The sequence below is a fragment of the Marinobacter daepoensis DSM 16072 genome (assembly GCF_000421165.1).
Classification (GTDB): Bacteria; Pseudomonadota; Gammaproteobacteria; order Pseudomonadales; family Oleiphilaceae; genus Marinobacter; species Marinobacter daepoensis.
Map to the genome: position 1 here is coordinate 536,013 of NZ_ATWI01000009.1, position 21,030 is coordinate 557,042.

A 21,030-nucleotide genomic window follows, 5' to 3' on the forward strand; every position below is an offset into this window, starting at 1 on the left:
ATGATTTCGCTATGCATACGATATCGATGTACGTCAGATCAATCGCTCTCTCGACGCTCTTTCTTCTTGCCCTCCCGGCCCTGGCCAGTCAGAACACGGTTCTTGTACTGGGAGACAGCCTGAGTGCCGCTTACGGTATACCCTCAGAAACCGCCTGGGTCGAGTTGCTTCGGAACCGCCTGAAGCGCCAGGGTATGAACTGGGCCGTGGTCAACGCCAGCATTAGCGGCGAAACCACCGACGGGGGCCTGCGCCGCCTGCCCGACCTGATGAAAAAGAACGCCCCCGACATCGTCATCATTGAGCTTGGAGGCAACGACGGCTTACGGGGATTCCCGCCCAACGTCATCGAGTCCAACCTCGCAGACATGATCTCGACGGTGCAACAGGCCGGGGCAACCCCTGTTCTGGTCGGTATGCAGATACCACCCAATTATGGTCAGCGCTATACCCGGATGTTTGCCAGTATCTTCCCGACCCTGTCTGACCGCTACGACACAGTTCTGGTTCCCTTCTTTCTGGACGGCATTTACGATCAGGACGGTCTGATGCAGGACGATGGCATCCACCCGACCGAAGACGCCCAGCCGAGGCTTCTCGACAATATCTGGCCGCGCCTCGAGCCGCTGCTGAGCGATCAGGTCAGGGGCTGAAGCCTGTCAGAGTACCTGACGCACAAATCCAAGCGCGCGCCGCTCGGACCAGTAGTAACCATCCCGGGCATGTTGAACAAAACCGACGTGCCCGCCCCACCTGGGTACTTCCATCTGCACACACGGCCCTAATATCTGCGGATCGCAGGGAAAACACCGAGGTGACAGAAATGGATCGTCGGCGGCATTGACCACCAGCGCCGGCACCCGAATCTCACTCAACCGAAACAACGCAGAGCACCGGGCCCAGTAGTCCGCTGCATTCCGGAAACCGTGGAGCGGGGCAGTGTAACGGTTATCAAACTCGTGAAAATCCCGGATCTGCTCAAACCCGCTGACATCAATCACCTCTGGAAATGCGCGGGACTTTTCCAGCATTTTCGCGTGCAGGTCGTTCAGGAACCTCTGCATATAGATGCGTCGACTGGGCAATGCGAGTACATCGGCGCTGCCGGCAAGATCCAGTGGCACGGAATAAGTCACCGCACCACTGACCCGACAATCAATCTGCGCCCCCTGCTCAGCCAGGTACAGCAGCGTCAGGTTTCCACCCATACTGAACCCCGAAAGGAATAAATTCCGGTAGTGCTCTGACAGGGCGCGACTGACCACCGCATGAAGGTCTTCCGTCGCACCACTGTGGTAAAAACGCGGCCGATGGTTCATCTGCCCACCGCACGACCGAAAATTCCACGCCAGCACGTCCCAGCCATCGCCCATCAGGGCACGCGCCAGACCCAGAACATAGGGCCTCCGGCTGTGGCCTTCCAGGCCATGGGACAACACAGCAAGCCGACTGCTTCCCTGCCGATACCAGTCTAGGTGCAATTCGTCCTCATCGGCCGTAGCCAGTACTTCGGTAACCGGTTCTGGCAGAGACACTTTGCGGAACAGAGTGGGCCATACCGATTGAACATGCCCGTTGCGTAACCAGACCGGTGGACGATAGGGTTCCAGCTTACTTTTGTGCAAATTTTGACCTTTTATTTCAGGGGGTTGACGAACAGGATTAAAGTACTTAATATGCGCGCCACATTGATGCTGTTCCCCGATAGCTCAGTTGGTAGAGCAACGGACTGTTAATCCGTTTGTCGCTGGTTCGAGCCCAGCTCGGGGAGCCACTTATTTCGAAAGGCCGCTGATATTTTATCAGCGGCCTTTTCTTTTCTACGTTAGAAAATCTCTTTCCGCTGCATGAATTCACGCAGTACCTGGAACAGCGTGTAGCCGTCCCGGGTACCGATCATTTCCCGGATCGAATGCATCGCAAACTGCGGAACCCCGATATCCAGCGTGGTCACTCCCAGATTACCTGCTGTCAGCGGCCCAATGGTGCTGCCACACGCCATGTCGCTGCGCACCACAAACGTCTGATGCGGCAACCCTAACTCATCACTGATGTGACGGTACAACGCAGCCGACCGGCTGTTGGTGGCGTAGCGCTGGTTATGATTCACCTTGATAACCGGCCCCTGGTTGAGTAACGGACCATGGTTTTCATCGTGACGATCCATATAGTTAGGATGTACACCATGCGCGTTGTCCGCCGAGATCATCATGGAGCGGGCAATCGCCCGGACTTTTCCTGACCCGCACCAGCGATCAAGAACCGCTCCCAGAAACGGCCCCTGCGCCCCTTCAGCGGACATACTGCCAACCTCTTCATGGTCGTTGCATACCAACAGAGCCGGTTCGTCATCCGACGATGCCAGCAAGGCCTGAAGACCGATGTAACAGCTGAGCAGGTTATCCAGCCTGGCCGACGCCAGGAATTCCTCGCGCAGACCTACCAGTGCGGCCCCCTGGGCATCGTAGAAACTCAGCTCATAGCCCAGAATCTTGCTGGCATTAAGGCCTTGTTCGCTGGCCACCTGTTGCCTGAGCAATTCAGAAAATGTGGTGGTATCAGCCTCAGGAACCTGCATAACCACCGGCGGCAGATCCGTCTGAGCGTTGATGCTGCGATTGCTGTTGGCCTCCCGATCAAGGTGTATCGCCAGGCTGGGAATGATCGCGACCGGCTTCCGGAAGTCCACCAGAGTGTCACGCACATGACCGCTATCATCCAAAAATGTGACCCGGCCAGCCAGAGACAAATCACGGTCAAACCAGGGATTCAGCAGCACTCCCCCATAGACTTCCACCCCCAACTGGAAAAAACCTTTCCGGCGAATTTCAGGGTTGGGCTTCACTTTCAGACATGGGCTGTCGGTATGGGCGCCCACCATGCGGATACCGGAACTGACCACATCTGTGGTGCCGGTTCGAAACGCAATAATGGATGAGCCATTCCGGATAACGTAGTAGCCCTGCCCAGGCTTCAACGACCAGTCGTCGCGTTCATCCAGGGGTTCAAATCCAGCCGCCTCAAGCCGAGCCCTCATTGTATTTACGGCGTGCCAGGGTGTGGGTGAGGCGTTCAAAAACTCAATCAAGTCTTTATTGAATTCAGTATGTTCCATGATCTTCCTGATTGCATGATAATGGCGGCTACAGTATCGCATGAAGCCGCGCCTGCTCCTACCGGGCGAACATTCACTGTGAGCACTCAACGGACAACGCAGGAGACGCTTGTGTCGCTACCCCGATTTCTGGACATCGAATACTGCCAGACAGACGATTCCCTGTTCCCCACCGCCATCGCCTGGTCGCTGGCAGACGGCCAGATGAAAACCGTTGTGATTGCGCCGGATGAATCCTGGCTGCCGGAAGACGGCGATCTCGGCGATGTCGACCTCCGGCATCTGGAAGAGCAAGGAGTCCCCCTGCTGGAGCTCACCCGCGAATTACACGAAGACCTGCCAGACCAGACCGTTTACGTAGACGGCCTGGACCCGGATGAAATACTGATTGACCTGATTTTCGGTGCGGTTCATCAGGAAGCCCCCTTCGAGATCGCGCCGATTGCGGAGCTTATCCATGGTCTCGATACAGACACTCTGGAAGACCGGCGGCGCCAGCTGCTGTTTGAGGAAGGGCTTGAGCCTCAGTTGCCCGAGAACGGCGTTTACGCACTTTTGCTTTTGGCTAAGGAAGAGGGCTACCTGGAGGACCTCTGAACCCCTGACGGGGAACTGTGACAGGTGTCTGCGTAACATTGCGTTACACAAGGCAGAATCGGGCGTCAGTATCGTGACTGACAGGAAGCCTGATAATAATGAACAACATTCACCCCCGCGTCCTCAGCCTTACCCTGGCCACCTTGAGCGTGTTTGCTCCGGCCATCGTGGCCCAGGAAACACCCCGCGCCGACAAACACTACGTTGGATTACTGGCGACGGCGATCGAACACCGATCCATTGGTTCTTCTGATGAGGATGGCTGGGGCCAGGCAGGCACTGTGATCATTGGCGGACACCTGAGTGAGCTGATCCACGCCGAGATCAGACTGGGAGGAGGCTTTGCCGATGCTGAAATCTCCAGGGGAGACCTGACGCTGTCGGTGGACTACTTTGGCAGTTGGTACATGGGGCTGCACTACCCGGTTGGCACCCTCGGCAACATCTATGCCCAGGCCGGATTCAGCCATATCAGCGGCGATGCGCACCTGAGCAACCGGGAGGCCGATGCCAATACCCAGTTCCGGAAACTGGAGGGCGACTACCCCGGCAGCAGCTTCAGCTTCAGTTGGCTGGCAGGGCTCGATCTGGAGCTGATGGAGAACACCTACCTGGTATTTGAAGGCGGAAAACTGTTTGAAGACACCGACTCCGGGGCCAATGCCTTCCAGTTTTCCTCCGGCCTCCGTTACGAGTTCTGATGGCGGATGTGCCAACACCGATGGATTTTCGGGTTGCGCTGAAAGTCCTTGTCGAGGGTGCTCCCGCTCACTTCCTGCACTTCAAACTCTGACTCCAGCGACTCATCAAGCCTGAACTTGCGGAAGTTGTTGGAGAAAATAAGCAGCCCCTCACTGGACAACCGGGCCATACACTGACGTATCAGCGCTCCATGGTCCCGCTGTATATCCAGCACACCGCTCATGCGGGCGGAGTTGGAAAACGTGGGCGGGTCCATAAAGATCAGATCGAAACGCTGGTCCACGGTCTTCCTGTCGGCCAGCCAGGCGAGACAGTCCGCCTGCTCAACCCGATGCCTGCCTGAATCGGCTCCGTTCAGTGCCAGGTTCTCTTTGGCCCAGGCTACGTAGGTTTTTGACATGTCGAGGCTCAGAGAACGGCTCGCCCCACCAACCGCTGCATGCACGCTGGCCGCACCGGTATAGCAGAACAGGTTCAGGAAACGCTTGCCCCGGGCATTCTGCTGAATCCAGTGACGCACGGGGCGATGATCCAGAAACAGCCCGGTATCCAGATAATCCTTCAGGTTTACTCTGAGCAGGCAGCCGTGCTCATGCACGTTGAAATAGTCTCCGGTGGCCGCCTGCTTCTCATACTGGCGACTGCCAGCCTGACGCTGGCGCTGCTTGCACACCAGCATTCCGGGCTCCAGTTCCAGCACCTCCGGAATCACTGAGAGTGCTTCAGCAAGGCGCTCCCGGGCCGCCCTCTCATCCACCGACTTCGGCGCCGCGTACTCCTGCACATGCACCTGTCCTTCATAAATATCAATAGCCAAGGCATACTCGGGCATGTCGGCATCGTACAGCCGATAACAACCAATGCCCTGCTTCCTGGCCCACTGACCGATGGTTTTCAGGTTCTTCTTCAGGCGGTTGCGCAGCATGGCCGCCCGCTCCGGGTTGGCGATTCTCGGCATAATCTCGCCTGGGGCTGCGGGGTCCCGTGGTGTCATAGCGTTCTCAGCAAGCACCTCAAACAGCAAAAGCTGTGCCGGCAGCTTGCCATTGAACAACTTGTACTGCTTGAAGCTTCTCAGCCCCAGGGATTTGCCGAATTCGGGGGCGCCAGTGAAGACGCCAAGACGCCAGCCTGGCAATTCTCGGATGACGGACTCGCCGAGAGCCTGATACAGGACCGCCAACTCTTTGCGGTCGCTCAACCGTTCTCCATAAGGAGGGTTGGTCAGCACCAGCCCCACGTCACTCAGCCCCTCCTGGCGACGAAATGAATGGACAGGCCGCGCTTCCACCTGAACGATATCTTCAAGACCAGCCCGCTGAATATTTTTCCAGGCCGTCGCAATGACCCGCTCATCCTGATCAGAACCAAAGAACCGCGGCACCCGCTTCTGCTTTCCTTCATGGGCCCGTCGCTCGGCCTCCTGGCGTAGCCCCAGCCAAAGATCCGGCTGGTGCCCGGGCCATTTTTCAAAACCAAACCGTTCCTGCTTACGACCCGGCGCAATATCCAGCGCCATCAATGCAGCCTCAATGAGCAGAGTCCCGGAACCGCACATCGGATCAACAAAATCGCCACCGGTCGCAACGAACTCTGGCCAACCGGCCCGAATCAGAAGCGCTGCTGCCAGGTTCTCTTTCAGGGGCGCAACCCCTTTGTCTGTCCGGTAACCCCGCATGTGCAGGCTGTGCCCGCTCAGATCAATACCAAGCGACAACCTGCCCCGGTTCAACCTTGCGGATACGGTGACATCCGGATCTTTGGGCGCCACAGAGGGGCGCGGTGCACCAGCGCCCCGGATACTGTCGACAATACCGTCTTTGACTTTCTGGGCGCCGAACTGAGTGTTCCGTATGGTTTCATTCTGCCCAAGAAACGTCACCCGGAAACTGCCCCCCGCCGGAATATGGACCTGCCAGTCGAGAGAGACCACGCCGTCATAGAGTTCATCCGCGTGGCGCGCATCCACATCCGCCACGTTCAGGATGACCCGATTCGCCAGCCTCGACCACAGACACGCCCGGTAGCCGCTCTCCAGGCTTCCTTCTACCCAGACACCGGCTGGCGCATTGCGAACAAGGTGGAGGCCGAACGTCTCCATCTCATCGGCCAGGAGGTACTCCACCCCTTTGGGGCAGGTTACAAAAAAGACATGCTTAGACAAGATCAACTCCTGGTTTTCTGAGTGATACCGGTAAGTTTACGGAATGGCAGCAAAAGATTTTCGGGCGCCGTCATCTTTATTTCACAAAATAATAAGAAATGCGTCACTTAGATGAAATAATTAGTGTACACCAGCGTGAGATTCGTCCACCTTGTAACTGACGCGTCGTTCAGGAGGCCAAGTATAAGCCTCCTTTAACAGGATCCTGACTGCTCTGACCAGAGCTGGCAATAGTGGGTTGTCCCGGAGAGACTGCCACATGCCACGGTCAGTGCGGATGTGTACACACATGTTCTGTTAATCCATCAGTGAGGAACGGCATGAAAAGACAGAAGAGAGATATGTACGCTCGTGCATTCAAGCGGGGTTATCTCGCTGGCGTGTCTGGCAAATCCAAAGACAGCTGCCCGATTGAACAACAGGAAGTCCGCCAGGAGTGGCTCAACGGGTGGCGAGAAGGCCGCACAGATAACTGGGAGGGCATGACCGGCGTCTCCGGCATCCACAAACTGGCCACGGTAACCGCAACGTGACTGCGGTAGTGGCCAACCCCGCTTAACCCTGATCTGTTTTTTTTCACTTTACGTTACAGATACACATCACAATTCGAGCAGTAACCAAAGTAACCAGAACGGGGCCTCCCGCCCCGTATCATGCGAAGAAGCGCTACGGGGTTTATTCCCCGCAAGGGCCCGCTCAGCGGGCCCACCTTCGCTCTGCCCCTGCACTTATCGCACTTCCTTCCGAATTGCTTCTACCGCCTCATTGATTAAGGCAGGCCCACGATAGATGAACCCGGTATAGAGCTGAACCAGTTTAGCGCCTGCACGGATTTTCTCGGCAGCGCTTTCACCATCGGTAATCCCGCCCACGCCGATAATCGGCATCTTCTCACCCAGCTCAGCATTCAGGCACTGGATAACCTTTAAAGACGCTTCGCGAACTGGTGCGCCGCTCAATCCACCGGCCTCCTGTTCATGCCGATGTCCCTTGACCGCTTCCCGGCTGATCGTCGTATTCGTAGCGATCACGCCATCCAGCCCTGCCTCCAGCAAAGCCCCGGCCACAAACCGGATTCCCTGCTCGTCCATGTCCGGCGCGATCTTGACTGCAACCGGCACATATCGCCCGTGGGCTTGTCTGCACGCTAACTGCTCTTCTTTTATGGCATTCAGAAGCTGCTTGAGTGAATCGCCGAATTGCAGATCTCGCAAGCCCGGCGTGTTGGGCGACGACACATTCACGGTGATGTAATCCGCATAGGAATACACTGCCGCAATCCCTTTGCGATAATCCTGTTCGGACTGTTCGTTGGGGGTATCTTTGTTCTTACCAACATTGATCCCCAGAACACCGCGATAGCGACGGTTACGAACATTGGCGATCAAATGATCCAGGCCTTCATTGTTAAAGCCCATCCGATTGATGATCGCCTGGTGCTCAGGTAGCCGGAACATTCGGGGCGCCGGATTACCTGCCTGAGCCAGTGGAGTTACCGTTCCCACTTCAATAAACCCGAAACCGAGGGCTCCCAGGGAGTCGATGTGATCGGCATTCTTATCCAGCCCCGCAGCCAACCCCACCGGGTTTGGAAACTCCAGCCCCATCACGTTCACCGGGCACGGCGCCGGTGTCCGAGTAAATGCATTCAGAATGCCTAATTTTTGAGCAACATCCAGGCTACTAAGCGTAAAATTGTGGGCCTGTTCCGGGGGCAGACGAAACAGGATATTTCGTAGAAGGCCGTACATCATTAAACTCCTTTCTCGGGTTGCGCGAGTATACAGAAAGTTTTCCACACCATCCTGCGAAAACCCAAAATACTCGCCAAATGCCCAGCCCGCATAGGCTCACGAGGCTTTTCCACGGATTCTGTGGATAACCCTGTTGAAAATCCCGTAGCAAGCGCCCCTACCCCTTGATAACTGCGCCAGCCTACAAATTGATCATTTTTTGATCAGTGTTTTTTTGCTTTATTTTCATGAGGTTACAAAGTTTGAATTAGTGTTTGACGGATTTGGTTACAAAGTGCTACCGGGTAACCGTTTCGTCATGATGTGCATAAAACGACCATAAACACACCGGGAAATCCAGCCCTTTATTTCATAAATACCGCTATACTGCCGACATCAAAAACCCCGGAGTAAGTCAGATGACGCAGCCTGGCCAAACCAGTCAGCCCACCCAGACAACCCTTGAATCGGAAAAGCATGCGGCTTCAAGGGTCACCATTATCGGCATGGTGCTGGATGCGGTCCTCGGACTGATAAAGGTCATTGGTGGCACTCTTTTCAATTCACAGGCTCTGGTAGTGGACGGTGTTCACTCGTTTACGGACGTTGCCTCCGATTGGGTTGTGCTGGCTGTCATGAGGTTGTCCAGAAAGGAGCCGGATGCAGACCATCCTTATGGTCACCAGCGAATTGAGACACTAGGCACACTTTTGCTTGGCAGCATTCTTATCGCGGTCGGCGCAGCCTTAGCCTGGGAGAACATCCTGCGCCTGCTGGCTGGCGAAGAACAGATGGTTCCGGGCTGGCCGGTTCTGGTCGCCGCTGCGGTCTCCATTGCCGGTAAAGAGTGGATCTATCGCTATACCCGCCACGTTGGCATGAAGATTCGCTCAGATCTCATTATCGCGAACGCCTGGCACAGCCGAACCGACGCGTTTTCGTCAGTCGTGGTGCTTGTGTCAACGATCGGCGCCATGCTGGGTTTTGTCTGGCTGGACGTTGTGGCCGCCATCGCCATTGCGGCCATCATCATCCACATCGGCTGGAAGTTTACCTGGGACAGCGTCAAAGAACTGATTGACACCGGCCTCTCTGAGGACGACACCCAGATGCTGAAAACCATTGCAATGGAAACCGATGGCGTACGCAATGTCCATGAACTTCGCAGCCGACGGATGGGGCATGACATCCTTCTGGACATTCATCTGGTGGTCAGGCCCGAAATCAGCGTTTCAGAAGGACACCAGATCGGCATGAAGGTGGTCGCGGGTATGCGGGATGCTCTGGAGAATATACGGGACATCAACTTTCACATTGATGCCGAGAATGATCAGAAGGCCCCTCACACCACCGAATCCCATTTACCTGGCCGGGAAGGTATTCATCGGTTACTGACCGAAGCCCTGGGCGAACTTCCCCCACAAAGCCGTCTTCGCCTCCACTATCTGAAGAACCGGGTCCACCTTGAGATTTTCCTGGACGGCAATCATTCCAACCCGAGCCTGTCGACGGAACAGGTTCGGGCCGTCTTGGCCGACTACCCGTGGTTCGGCAGTGTCCGGGTTTGGATTGCTGCCAGCTAGTCCACCCTCTTAGCGGCGCCGGTTGTCCTCCATCCGTGACAGGAATTCCTGCATCACCAGTGTGTACAGTTCGCCGCCCAGAAACTTGTCCTCCACACCCGAGTCAATGCTCGGGTTATCATTGACCTCAATCACTGCCACCCGGTTTCCGGCTTGCTTGATATCAACACCGTAGAGACCGCTGCCAATCAGACGGGTCGCATTCAGGGCCGCCTGAATGACATTACGAGGGACTTCATACGTGGGCATCGTCTCGAAGCCACCGCTCTCCACCGTTGCACCACCATGCTGATAGATCTGCCAGTGCCCCTTAACCATCATGTACTTGCAGGCATAGATGGCGCGGCCACCCAGCACACCAATACGCCAGTCATAATCGGTGTAAAAATACTCCTGAGCCAGGACCAGGGCTGATTGTCTGAACAGATCACGGAGCCCCTTACGGAGTTCTGTTTCATCCTTCGCCTTGATTACCCCGCGGGAAAAAGCACCATCAGGGATTTTTATAACCACCGGAAATCCCAGTTCCTGGCTGATCTGCTGCACAGCCTCTTTATGGTCTTTCGAAATGATCAGCGTTTTCGGGGTCGGCACCTTGTTGTTTTTCAGGAGGTCGGCCAGAAACACCTTATTGGTGCAGCGCAGGATTGAGACGGGATCATCAATCACCACCATGCCTTCGGCTTCCGCCTTTCGGGCAAAACGGTAGGTATGATGATCAATCGCCGTGGTCTCCCGGATAAACAACCCATCATATTCCGGCAGCCGCATGAAGTCTCTGCGCGTGATTCGCTCAACATTGATGCCGAGTTTCCGGCCCGCGCGTTCAAAGCGCCTGAGGGCCGTTTCGTCACTTGGTGGCAACTCCTCTTCAGGATTCACAAGCATGGCCAGGTCAAACCGGTAGCGGCGACGTGCCCGGGGCTTGCGCCAGATCATACTGCTGAACCGGTCCAGCGCGCTGGCAAACAGATCCTGCTCCCGCACATCCAGATCCGCCGGAGAAGCTGGTTTCATGGATTCAATCTGCCATTGCTTCCGGTGACGAAAGACCACTTCAAGAACCGGGCAGGGAAAACGCTCAAACAGCGCGCGGGCGACAGGCTTCAGATCCTCGTGTTCGGCCTGACCAAAATAAGTCCGGATCCGCACCTCGTGGGTGGCTTCTCCGTTATCCGTGGCCGGGTCGATGGTCAGGGCTGAAGTTTCCAGCCACTGGATTACACTGCGGTCAAGCTCTTCCAGCTCCAGAGAAAACAGCCCCTTGCGGCTCAGATCGTTGAGCGTCATAACCGACGGCACCACATGATGCCCCCTGGCTTCGGCCAGCAAAGAACAGTAGTAACCACGGCTCAGATACTTCGCACTCTGACACAAATTAATAACCCGAACACGGCTATTGGCCGGAGCGGTGAACCGGAGGTACTGGTCAAATGTAAGCACATCTTCGCTGGGGTAATACGGTGCCCAGTCTCTGGCACGGTCTACAACGATGAGCAATCGGGACATGGAGCGGCATTCCTCCCTGAAGGACAGGCCGACGGATTTCAGCAACAATACTCGCCATGCGGCGGCCGTACAATTACCCGAAAATGCGTGCTTCTACGCATAAACAGTCGCTATGACGGAATGGCTTACCTCTACCATAATAACGGCAACGAGCGAGCCTGCCAGGCACAGCTCCAGCCTCTATGAACAGGCCCGTCACGCCATGACTGATGCGATGCTCCGACAAGCGCACACCCACGATCTGAATGCCTTGGTTCAACTTGAGAACGACTGTTTCCCGGAAGACCGGATATCGCGCCGGAGCTTCCGAAGGTTTCTGGAAGTGCCCCGGGACAGGCTGATTGTTGCGGAACAGGAGGGCCGTCTGGTCGGTTACTGCCTGGTTCTGATGAGCGCTGCCACACGTCTGGCAAGAATCTATTCCATCGCCGTCTCACCCTCGGTGCGAGGCCAGGGGGTGGGAGAACGACTGGTGCGCGAAGCCGAAAAAGAAGCCGTTGAGGCCGACCGCATCATCATGCGGCTGGAAGTGCGAGAAGATAACGCTGGCGCCATAGCTCTGTACCGCCGGCTCGGGTATCGGCAGTTCGGCACCTACCGGGATTATTACGAAGATCACGGCAACGCCCTTCGGTTCGAGCGCCGGATACTCTATTACGAGCCGTCACACGATTTCATGCCGGTGCCATACTACCCACAGACCACGGAATTCACCTGTGGTCCTTCCGCGTTAATCATGGCAATGGCGGCGCTGGATGAACGACAGCCGGTCAACACTCTGGAAGAGCTGAAAATCTGGCGTGAAGCCACCACTATTTTTATGCTGGCAGGCCACGGTGGCTGCGGCCCTCACGGCCTTGCACTCTCCGCCTGGCACCGAGGATTCAAAGCCAGCGCCTGGGTCAGCCGCGAAGGTGCCTTATTCAAAGATACTGTGCGCAGTAACGATAAAAAACGGGTACTGGAACTGGTTCACGAAGGGTTTCTGCACGACCTGGCTCAGACCGACATTGAGCTGCACCACGACCCGCTCACTCTCCCTGCCATGGAAACGGCCCTGCTTGAAGGCCGGATCCCGGTGATTCTGATCAGCACCTGGCAGCTGAACCAAAGCCGGGTTCCTCACTGGGTGACCGTCTGCGCCATCGATGACGACTTCGTGTATCTGCACGACCCTGAAATTGATACTCAGGAGGGAGAAACCATCGCCGACAAACAATACCTGCCGATCGACCGCAAGGTGTTTGAAAAAATCTCGCGCTACGGCCGAAATCAACCGCTGCAGGCAGCGGTGATTGTCGGACCAAAGCGCGACTGATCACACAGTACGCAGGGCCGCGTCTTTCAGCTCGGAAATCTGATCTCGCAGGCGAGCCGCCGTTTCAAAATCCAGGTCTGCGGCGGCTTTGTACATTTCGTCCTCGAGCTTCGCCACCTCTTTGAGGACATCCTCCGGCGACCGGTTGCCGGCCTTCACGAGGTAATCTTCTGCCTGCTCTGCCGCTTTCTGGCCGGACCGTTCGCCCTTCCTTCGACCACGACCTCCGCCGGCAGCCCCCTCCATAATATCGGCGATTTTCTTGTTCAACCCCGTCGGCGTAATACCGTGCTCTTCGTTATGAGCCGTCTGCCTGGCTCGTCGCCTCTCGGTCTCGTCAATGGCCCTCTGCATAGATCCTGTGATCTTGTCTCCATACAGAATGGCCTTACCGTTGACGTTACGGGCCGCCCGCCCGATGGTCTGTATCAGGGAGCGCTCGGAGCGAAGGAAGCCCTCCTTGTCCGCATCCAGGATAGCGACCAGAGACACTTCCGGCATATCCAGGCCTTCCCGCAACAGGTTAATGCCAACCAGCACATCAAATTCGCCACGGCGAAGATCCCGGATAATCTCCACGCGCTCCACAGTATCGATGTCTGAATGCAGATAACGCACACGAATGTCGTGCTCCATCAGGAAGTCGGTCAGATCTTCCGCCATTCGCTTGGTAAGGGTTGTAACCAGAACCCGCTCGCTTACACCTACCCGCTTATGAATCTCAGACAGCAAGTCGTCCACCTGCGTGGACGCAGGCCGGACTTCGATCTCCGGGTCCAGAAGACCAGTGGGACGTACGACCTGCTCCACCACCTGACCGGCATGCTCAGCTTCGTAGAGGCCCGGTGTGGCAGACACAAAAATCATCTGCGGCGCTATTCGCTCCCATTCCTCGAATCGCATGGGGCGATTATCCAGTGCAGACGGCAAACGGAAGCCATACTCCACCAGCGTCTCCTTCCGGGACCGGTCGCCTTTATACATGGCGCCGATCTGCGGAATGGTCACGTGAGACTCATCCACCACCAGCAAAGCATTGGGCGGAAGGTAATCAAACAGCGTCGGAGGTGGCTCGCCAGGATTACGCCCGGACAGATACCGGGAGTAGTTCTCAATGCCATTGCAGTACCCCAGCTCAAGCATCATTTCAATATCATACCGGGTCCGCTCTTCCAGCCGCTGAGCTTCAACCAGCCGATGGTTGTCCCGAAGTTGCTGTAACCGGACATCCAGCTCCACCTTGATGTTCTCAACCGCGTCCAGCACCTTTTGTCTGGGCGTAACATAATGGGATTTAGGATAGATCGTCACCCGTGGAACCCGTCTGAGCACCTCGCCGGTCAGCGGGTCGAAATAGCTCAGGTTTTCCACTTCATCATCGAACAGTTCAATCCGGATGGCTTCTTTTTCGGACTCCGCCGGAAACACATCAATCACATCGCCACGCACCCGGTAATTGGCCCGGTGAAACTCTATGTCGTTGCGGGTGTACTGCAGCTCCGCCAGTCTAAGCAGAATGAACCGCTGATCAACCTGATCCCCCCGGTCCAGGTGCAACATCATTTTCAGGTAGGACTGGGGATCGCCGAGACCATAGATTGAAGATACTGTCGCCACAATGATGGCATCAGGCCGCTCCAGCAAAGCCTTGGTGGCCGACAAGCGCATCTGTTCAATATGCTCATTGATGGAGGCGTCTTTCTCGATGAAAGTGTCGGATGACGGTACGTAAGCCTCTGGCTGATAGTAATCGTAGTAAGAAACGAAGTATTCCACGGCGTTGTCAGGGAAAAACTCCCTGAACTCACCATAAAGCTGGGCGGCCAGGGTCTTGTTGTGAGCCATGATAATGGTCGGCCGCTGAACCGCCTGTACCACATTGGCAATGGTGAACGTTTTGCCCGACCCGGTAACCCCCAGCAAGGTCTGGTGAGCCAGGCCGGATTCGATACCATCAACAAGCCCCGCTATCGCCTTGGGCTGATCACCGGCGGGCTGGTATTCCGAATCGACCCGGAAGACCCCGTGTCTGGTAGTGGATGATGTTGTGGCCATAGCTGGCGTTCTAACCTCCGGACACCGGAAACGACGGATAAGTTGCGTCGCATCCTCAAGAAATTTAGTGTTCTGGCAGCTTCATGATACCATCTGTGCGATCGACGGCTGGGTGAAAAATCAGCCCGTAATTCTGGCTCCAGTTGCCCGGCCGATCGCAGCCCAATAAGACGCAGCTTTAAGGAGCTCAAGTTTGGACCTTCAACTTTCCAGCCGAGTACAGGCAATCAAGCCTTCCCCCACCCTCGCGGTCACCAACAAAGCCGCAGAACTCCGCGCGGCCGGCCAGGACATTATTGGCCTCGGTGCTGGCGAGCCCGACTTCGACACCCCTGATCACATCAAACAGGCAGCCATTGACGCCATTAACAACGGCCAGACTAAATACACAGCCGTGGATGGTACGCCTGCGCTGAAGAAAGCGATTATTGCGAAGTTCAAACGGGATAACGGCCTGGAATACGAAGCCAACCAGATACTGGTAAGCAGTGGTGGCAAACAGAGCTTTTTCAACCTTGCGTTGGCCACACTCAATGAGGGCGACGAAGCCATCATTCCGGCACCCTACTGGGTATCCTATCCAGACATGGTACTGGTTGCCGAAGGCAAGCCGGTCATCATTGAGACCACGGCAGAGACGCGCTTCAAGATTACGCCGGAGCAGCTCAAAAGCGCCATCACTGAGCGTACCCGTCTGTTTGTGATCAACAGCCCATCGAACCCCAGTGGCATGGCTTATTCCATGGAAGAGCTGCAAGCGATTGGCGACGTGCTGAAAAAGTATCCGAACATCATGGTTGCCACCGACGACATGTACGAACCGATTCTGTGGACCGGAAAACCGTTCTGCAACATTCTGAACGCGTGCCCCGAACTGTACGATCGCACCTTCGTTCTGAACGGCGTCTCAAAAGCCTACTCCATGACTGGCTGGCGTATTGGCTACGCTGCAGGCCCGGCCCGGATCATTGGCGCCATGAAGAAGATACAATCCCAGAGCACTTCCAACCCCTGCTCCGTCTCTCAGGCTGCCGCAACCGCTGCGCTGGATGGCGACCAGGCCTGCGTGGGCGAGATGGTCAAAGCCTTTAAAGCGCGCCACGACTGGCTGGTGGAAGCTCTGAACAAACTGCCGGGCGTGAACTGCCTCAACGGTGACGGCACCTTCTACGTGTTCCCGAGTTTCCAGGGCGCCATTGAAGCAACCGAAGGAGTAAATACCGACGTAGAGTTCGCCGAGAAGCTCCTGTCTGAAGCTGGCGTTGCTCTGGTGCCTGGCTCTGCTTTCGGCTGCCCGGGACACATGCGCCTGAGCTTTGCGACAAGCATGGATAATCTGGAAAAAGCCATTGAGCGGTTGCAGAAGGCCCTCGGCTAAAAATTTTAGCTTAGAGGGGTTGACGAGGCGGTATGGTCAACTTAATATACGCGCCTCGTCACATGACGACGTTCCCCGATAGCTCAGTTGGTAGAGCAACGGACTGTTAATCCGTTTGTCGCTGGTTCGAGCCCAGCTCGGGGAGCCACTATTTTAAAAGCCCGCTAGTTCAAAGAATTAGCGGGCTTTTTTGTTTAACCGACCGATAAAGACGAAACGCCGGACCAGGCAGCCCTTTACAGAATCCGCAACCAGCACACACACCCGGCCATCCATGGCACCCGCACAGAGCTACAAAGCTAAGAATGAAAAACCAGAACAGCGGAAAACATCAAACCGAAGCCACCTCAGAGTAAATAGCCTCCAAAGCCGCCAGAGGATCAGGGGCCTGAGTAATCGGCCGACCAATCACCAAATAGTCAGAACCAGCCTCGCGAGCATCTGCAGGCGTCATGATGCGCTGCTGGTCGCCCTTATCGGCGGTCAGCGGCCGGATACCCGGCGTAACCAACTGAAAGTCACTGCCCTGCTCGGCTTTCAGGCGCGCGGCCTCCTGAGCGGAGCAAACAACCCCATCCATACCACTGTTTCTGGCCAGGGTCGCCAGACGCGAGACATGAACCTCTGCCGAATCAGCAATACCGATACCGGCCAAGTCATCATCAGACATACTCGTCAACACCGTCACCGCAATCAGAAGTGGACGCTCAGGGCCAAACGCCTCCAGGCGCTCACGACAGGCAAGCATCATCTTTTCACCACCGGATGCATGAACATTCACCATCCATACACCCAACTCTGCAGCAGCAGCCACGGCGGCTGACGTGGTGTTGGGGATATCGTGAAACTTCAAATCCAGAAAAATATCAAAACCACGGCCCTGCAGTGCCTTGACCAGATCCGGGCCAGAGCGAGTGAACAATTCCTTTCCCACTTTCAGGCGGCACTTCTTCGGATCAAGCTGATCAGCCAGGGCCAAGGCAGGGTCCTGGGAGGGAAAGTCGAGAGCAACGATGATTTTAGGGTCATTCAGGTTTTTCACGTTCAGATTCCTGAGTAGAGGTATTCGGAATATTTCAGAGGGAAGCTACTCCGCTTCAACCCCCTGGATGGGACGGACGGTTTCCCACTGCTTGCAGCTTGGACAAAGCCAGTGCAACTGCTGTCCGGAGAATCCACAGTTAACGCACCGGTAGATCGGCCGGTTAGCCAGGATCAAATGCCCAATCCGGCTAACCAGGCGACCTTCATCGGTTGTCATCCCTTTCTCGTAGCCTGCCATTTCAACCAACTGAAGCAAGCCACGAACCGAGGGCCGGGTTTCAAGCTCCAGACGCAACAAATCTATCGCCGCAGGGCGCCCGGACGAACGCTCGACAGATTCAACCAAAGCCAGCAGCAGGCTTGTACTTGGGTACTGTTCATACAGTTTGCGAAGCTTCTTATACAGACGAGCCACGTCGCCATGCTCGCGCTCCAGCTTCATTAACCGGTCGACAGCCTCCGGCCCGAACTCCGGATTCTGGTCAAACACTTTCAGGCATTGATTTGCCGCGTCACGAAAACTCCCCTGCCGAACCTGCAACCGCGTCAGAAGAAAGGTTGCTCGCACACAGGAACGATCATAGTCCAGCGCCTCCTTTGCCAGCTTCTGAGCCGTCCAGCGATCATCGTTTCGGCTAAGCGCGAAATCCGACAACTCGCAGGTAATGTAGGCCAGCGTTTTGAAAATGGCAGGATCTGCATCACCCCGGGCGAGCGTGTTGGCAACCTGAGCCGCTTTCTCCCACTCGCGCTCCTGCTGATACAACTCAATCAGAGCCGTCGCGGACCGCCGTCCGTAATCGCGATCCCCCATAAGCTGATGGAACAGTGCCTCGGCCCGGTCAAGCAGGCCCGCATTCAGGTAGTCCGTCGCCAACTCCAGCGTAACCTGAGGAGAGTAACGGGCAGGCAATTCCGGCCGCGCGAGAAGATTCTGATGGATCAGAATGGCCCTATCCGTCTCTCCCTTATTCCGGAAGTGACTACCAATGGAGAGGTGCAAACTGACGGTATCTTTATTGACGGCGAGTGACTGAACAAAGTTCTCGACCGCCTGATCAGAATAGTTAGTGAAGAGAAACTGCAATCGGTCGCGGACCGAATCCTCATCCATGATAACCCGGGAAGCACGGCCCTTTCGGCTACTGAAACGACCTATAGCCCAGCCAGCAGCAACGGCTGCCGTCAGAAGCAGCCACTGAAACAGCATTTCCATCAAAGCGCCCGATCGTTTTGTGCCCTGGATTTCTCAAGTGCGTGCTCAGTTCGCTCAAGGCGCTTTTGTAGATTGCGGCGCGAAACAGAAGTCCGGAATGTCGCCATCATCGTGATCAGAATCCCGACCAATGCACCGATCACAAACGCCATGATAATCCAGACGGCCACACCATGAGGCTGGGTCTCGAACAACAGGAAGTTGAGCGATACAGCCATCTGATTGTTCAGGGAAAACACCAGCGCTAAAAGGATCAGAACCAGAACCAATAACGTAACTAGGATCTTCCTCAGTCCTGCCATGTCTTAAGCGCTCCAAGTGGGTCAGTCACCCGGTATGTAAGGTTCGGTATAAGGCCAGCCTTCAGGGCTTCAGAAGCCTTTTTTCAAGCTGTCGTTTACCTGTTCCCGCAACTCTTTGCCTGGCTTGAAATGCGGGACAAATTTGGCCGGCAACTGAACAGCATCACCGGTTTTCGGATTACGACCAGTGCGTGCAGCCCGATGATGCAGAGAGAAACTGCCAAATCCACGAATCTCAATGCGCTGGCCGTCAGCAAGGGATTGAGACATATGCTCTATGATGCTTTTCACCGCAAGCTCAACATCCTTTACGGAGAGCTGAGTCTGCTTTGAGGCAATCAGTTCAACCAGTTCGGACTTCGTCATGAGGCATTCCCTCTGTCGTGATTCTTCCGCAGCAAATTTTACCGGGACCCAATGCCTCTAGTTTAGCCAAACCAAAAAAAAACACAAAAAAAACGGGCTCTTAGAGCCCGTTTTTTTGACACCAACCGAAGATATTACTCTTTGTTGGCATTCTGCTGCTGCATCTGCTCCTTGATCAGGTCACCGATAGTGGTGGCACCTGAGGATTCTGCAGTCTTACTGCGCACGTTTTCCAGAGCCTGCTTATCGTCCTCTACATCCTTAGACTTGATAGACAGGTTGATAACGCGGTTCTTGCGATCGATGCTGATGATCTTCGCTTCAACTTCTTCGCCTTCTTTCAGCGCGTTACGTGCATCTTCAACACGGTCACGGCTGATTTCAGACGCTTTCAGTACCGCTTCAACTTCTTCGTTCAGAGCAATGGTCGCGCCTTTGGCATCAACCGCAGACACAGTGCCCTTAACAATAGAGCCCTTGTCGTTCAGCTGAACGAACTCGGCGAACGGATCGCTTTCCAGCTGCTTGATACCCAAGGAGATGCGCTCACGCTCAGGATCAACAGACAGGATCACGGTTTCAACTTCGTCGCCCTTCTTGTACTCGCGAACGGCTTCTTCGCCAGTCTCGTTCCAGCTGATGTCAGACAGGTGAACCAGACCATCGATGCCACCGTCCAGACCGATGAAGATACCAAAGTCCGTGATGGACTTGATCTTACCGGAGATACGATCACCTTTGTTGAAGTTACCGGAGAAGTCTTCCCACGGGTTAGCAACACACTGCTTGATACCCAGAGAGATACGACGACGCTCTTCGTCGATATCCAGGATCATCACTTCAACTTCGTCACCCACCTGAACAACCTTGGACGGATGGATGTTCTTGTTGGTCCAATCCATTTCGGATACGTGAACCAGACCTTCAACACCCTCTTCCAGCTCGGCAAAGCAGCCGTAGTCGGTCAGGTTGGTTACGCGTGCAGTAACCTTGGAGCTTTCCGGGTAACGACCTTTGATGTCGACCCAGGGATCTTCGCCCAGCTGCTTCAGACCCAGAGACACACGATTGCGCTCACGGTCAAACTTCAGAACTTTTACGTTGATCTCGTCGCCCACATTCACGATTTCGCTCGGATGCTTGATGCGCTTCCAGGCCATATCCGTGATGTGCAGCAGGCCGTCAACACCGCCCAGATCTACGAACGCACCGTAGTCGGTCAGGTTCTTGACAATACCTTTGATTTCCAGACCTTCTGTCAGGGTTTCCAGCAGAGCTTCACGCTGCTCGCTGTTTTCAGCTTCCAGAACGGCGCGGCGGGAAACAACCACGTTGTTACGCTTCTGGTCCAGCTTGATAACCTTGAATTCCAGCTCTTTGTTCTCCAGGTGCGCAGTGTCGCGAACCGGACGAACGTCTACCAGTGAACCCGGCAGGAAGGCACGAATGCCGGCCAGGTCGACAGTGAAACCGCCTTTAACCTTGCCGTTGATCACGCCCTTGACAACTTCTTCAGCTTCGAAGGACTTCTCCAGAACCTTCCAGGCTTCAGCACGCTTGGCTTTCTCGCGGGACAGGCGGGTTTCACCGAAACCATCCTCAACAGCATCGAGAGCCACATCGACAACATCGCCGACAGCTACTTCCAACTCGCCTTTTTCGTTCAGGAACTGGGAGGCGGGGATAACGCCTTCGGACTTCAGCCCGGCGTTAACGGTGACCCAGTCGTTGTCGACGTCAACTACGGTTCCCTGGACGATGGAACCCGGTTGCATGTCAATTTCTTTCAGGCTTTCTTCAAAAAGATCCGCAAAGCTCTCGCTCATTATGTGTCCTATGTGATCAACGCAAGTGTACTCCGTGTCGCCAGCAACACGGTCTGTTAGCGATTTCCGGAATCAGCCAGGGCTGGCAATTAACACTGTTTCCGGCATTTCAACAACGAAAA

At 55.5% G+C, this 21,030-nt stretch carries 18 protein-coding genes and 2 tRNA genes; 9 read left to right on the plus strand and 11 right to left on the minus strand.

All coding sequences use genetic code 11. From position 1 onward, the window contains the following. The first annotated feature begins 11 nt into the window (after positions 1-11). Positions 12-653 (plus strand): arylesterase, encoded by a 642-nt coding sequence (locus tag K325_RS0107960; protein ID WP_029653740.1) that lies wholly within the window; start codon positions 12-14, stop codon positions 651-653. Between the two features lie 6 nt (positions 654-659). On the opposite strand, the gene K325_RS0107965 is transcribed toward K325_RS0107960, so the two are convergent. Beyond that, a complete protein-coding gene (locus K325_RS0107965; RefSeq protein WP_029653741.1) occupies positions 660-1,625 on the minus strand; it encodes a YheT family hydrolase in 966 nt (321 codons plus the stop codon). Between the two features lie 73 nt (positions 1,626-1,698). On the opposite strand from K325_RS0107965, the gene K325_RS0107970 reads away from it, so the two are divergent. Further along, positions 1,699-1,774 (plus strand) — tRNA-Asn (locus tag K325_RS0107970). Between the two features lie 51 nt (positions 1,775-1,825). Here K325_RS0107970 and K325_RS0107975 read toward each other — a convergent pair. Next, entirely contained in the window at positions 1,826-3,115 is a 1,290-nt protein-coding gene (locus K325_RS0107975; RefSeq protein ID WP_029653742.1) for a M18 family aminopeptidase, read from the minus strand. A gap of 111 nt (positions 3,116-3,226) precedes the next feature. Between K325_RS0107975 and K325_RS0107980 the strand changes: the two genes are divergently transcribed. Both K325_RS0107980 and K325_RS0107985 read left to right on the plus strand, forming a co-directional pair. Continuing rightward, complete coding sequence (locus tag K325_RS0107980) at positions 3,227-3,712, plus strand: hypothetical protein (protein WP_029653743.1); 486 nt, start codon at positions 3,227-3,229, stop codon at positions 3,710-3,712. 98 nt (positions 3,713-3,810) lie between these two features. Further along, positions 3,811-4,413, plus strand: coding sequence for an outer membrane beta-barrel protein (locus K325_RS0107985; protein ID WP_029653744.1), 603 nt, complete (start codon positions 3,811-3,813; stop codon positions 4,411-4,413). Here K325_RS0107985 and rlmKL read toward each other — a convergent pair. Further along, a complete protein-coding gene (gene rlmKL / locus K325_RS0107990) occupies positions 4,401-6,578 on the minus strand; it encodes a bifunctional 23S rRNA (guanine(2069)-N(7))-methyltransferase RlmK/23S rRNA (guanine(2445)-N(2))-methyltransferase RlmL (RefSeq protein ID WP_029653745.1) in 2,178 nt (725 codons plus the stop codon). The genes K325_RS0107985 and rlmKL overlap by 13 nt on opposite strands. Positions 6,579-6,898: 320 nt before the next feature. On the opposite strand from rlmKL, the gene rmf reads away from it, so the two are divergent. Then, positions 6,899-7,111, plus strand: a complete 213-nt coding sequence (rmf, locus tag K325_RS0107995) for a ribosome modulation factor (protein WP_029653746.1) — start codon at positions 6,899-6,901, stop codon at positions 7,109-7,111. 195 nt (positions 7,112-7,306) lie between these two features. On the opposite strand, the gene K325_RS0108000 is transcribed toward rmf, so the two are convergent. Beyond that, entirely contained in the window at positions 7,307-8,329 is a 1,023-nt protein-coding gene (locus tag K325_RS0108000; RefSeq protein WP_029653747.1) for a quinone-dependent dihydroorotate dehydrogenase, read from the minus strand. 401 nt (positions 8,330-8,730) lie between these two features. Between K325_RS0108000 and K325_RS0108005 the strand changes: the two genes are divergently transcribed. Further along, positions 8,731-9,894 (plus strand): cation diffusion facilitator family transporter, encoded by a 1,164-nt coding sequence (locus K325_RS0108005; RefSeq protein ID WP_029653748.1) that lies wholly within the window; start codon positions 8,731-8,733, stop codon positions 9,892-9,894. A 9-nt stretch (positions 9,895-9,903) separates the two neighbouring features. On the opposite strand, the gene K325_RS0108010 is transcribed toward K325_RS0108005, so the two are convergent. Beyond that, entirely contained in the window at positions 9,904-11,403 is a 1,500-nt protein-coding gene (locus K325_RS0108010) for a RimK family protein (protein WP_029653749.1), read from the minus strand. Positions 11,404-11,605: 202 nt separating this feature from the next. Here K325_RS0108010 and rimI point away from each other — a divergent pair, with 202 nt between their 5' ends. Next, positions 11,606-12,721, plus strand: a complete 1,116-nt coding sequence (rimI, locus tag K325_RS0108015) for a ribosomal protein S18-alanine N-acetyltransferase (protein WP_029653750.1) — start codon at positions 11,606-11,608, stop codon at positions 12,719-12,721. Here rimI and uvrB read toward each other — a convergent pair whose 3' ends face one another. Beyond that, entirely contained in the window at positions 12,722-14,776 is a 2,055-nt protein-coding gene (gene uvrB, locus K325_RS0108020) for an excinuclease ABC subunit UvrB (RefSeq protein WP_029653751.1), read from the minus strand. It abuts the gene before it with no gap. A 193-nt stretch (positions 14,777-14,969) separates the two neighbouring features. Here uvrB and K325_RS0108030 point away from each other — a divergent pair, with 193 nt between their 5' ends. Both K325_RS0108030 and K325_RS0108035 read left to right on the plus strand, forming a co-directional pair. Continuing rightward, a complete protein-coding gene (locus K325_RS0108030) occupies positions 14,970-16,154 on the plus strand; it encodes a pyridoxal phosphate-dependent aminotransferase (RefSeq protein ID WP_029653752.1) in 1,185 nt (394 codons plus the stop codon). A gap of 72 nt (positions 16,155-16,226) precedes the next feature. Further along, positions 16,227-16,302: transfer RNA gene (locus K325_RS0108035), tRNA-Asn, on the plus strand. 183 nt (positions 16,303-16,485) lie between these two features. Here K325_RS0108035 and pyrF read toward each other — a convergent pair. The 5 genes from pyrF to rpsA all read right to left on the minus strand — a co-directional run bounded on the left by pyrF (position 16,486) and on the right by rpsA (position 20,908). Further along, entirely contained in the window at positions 16,486-17,196 is a 711-nt protein-coding gene (gene pyrF, locus K325_RS0108040; protein WP_029653753.1) for an orotidine-5'-phosphate decarboxylase, read from the minus strand. 45 nt (positions 17,197-17,241) lie between these two features. Beyond that, entirely contained in the window at positions 17,242-18,414 is a 1,173-nt protein-coding gene (gene lapB / locus K325_RS0108045; RefSeq protein WP_029653754.1) for a lipopolysaccharide assembly protein LapB, read from the minus strand. Beyond that, positions 18,414-18,716: a LapA family protein gene (locus K325_RS0108050; RefSeq protein ID WP_029653755.1), complete on the minus strand. Its 303-nt coding sequence runs from the start codon at positions 18,714-18,716 to the stop codon at positions 18,414-18,416. Before K325_RS0108050 ends, lapB begins: the two co-directional genes overlap by 1 nt. 69 nt (positions 18,717-18,785) lie before the next feature. After that, positions 18,786-19,082 carry an integration host factor subunit beta gene (locus tag K325_RS0108055; protein ID WP_029653756.1) on the minus strand — a complete coding sequence of 99 codons (297 nt, stop codon included), beginning with the start codon at positions 19,080-19,082 and terminating at the stop codon, positions 18,786-18,788. Positions 19,083-19,216: 134 nt separating this feature from the next. Next, complete coding sequence (gene rpsA, locus K325_RS0108060; protein WP_029653757.1) at positions 19,217-20,908, minus strand: 30S ribosomal protein S1; 1,692 nt, start codon at positions 20,906-20,908, stop codon at positions 19,217-19,219. Positions 20,909-21,030: the final 122 nt, after the last annotated feature.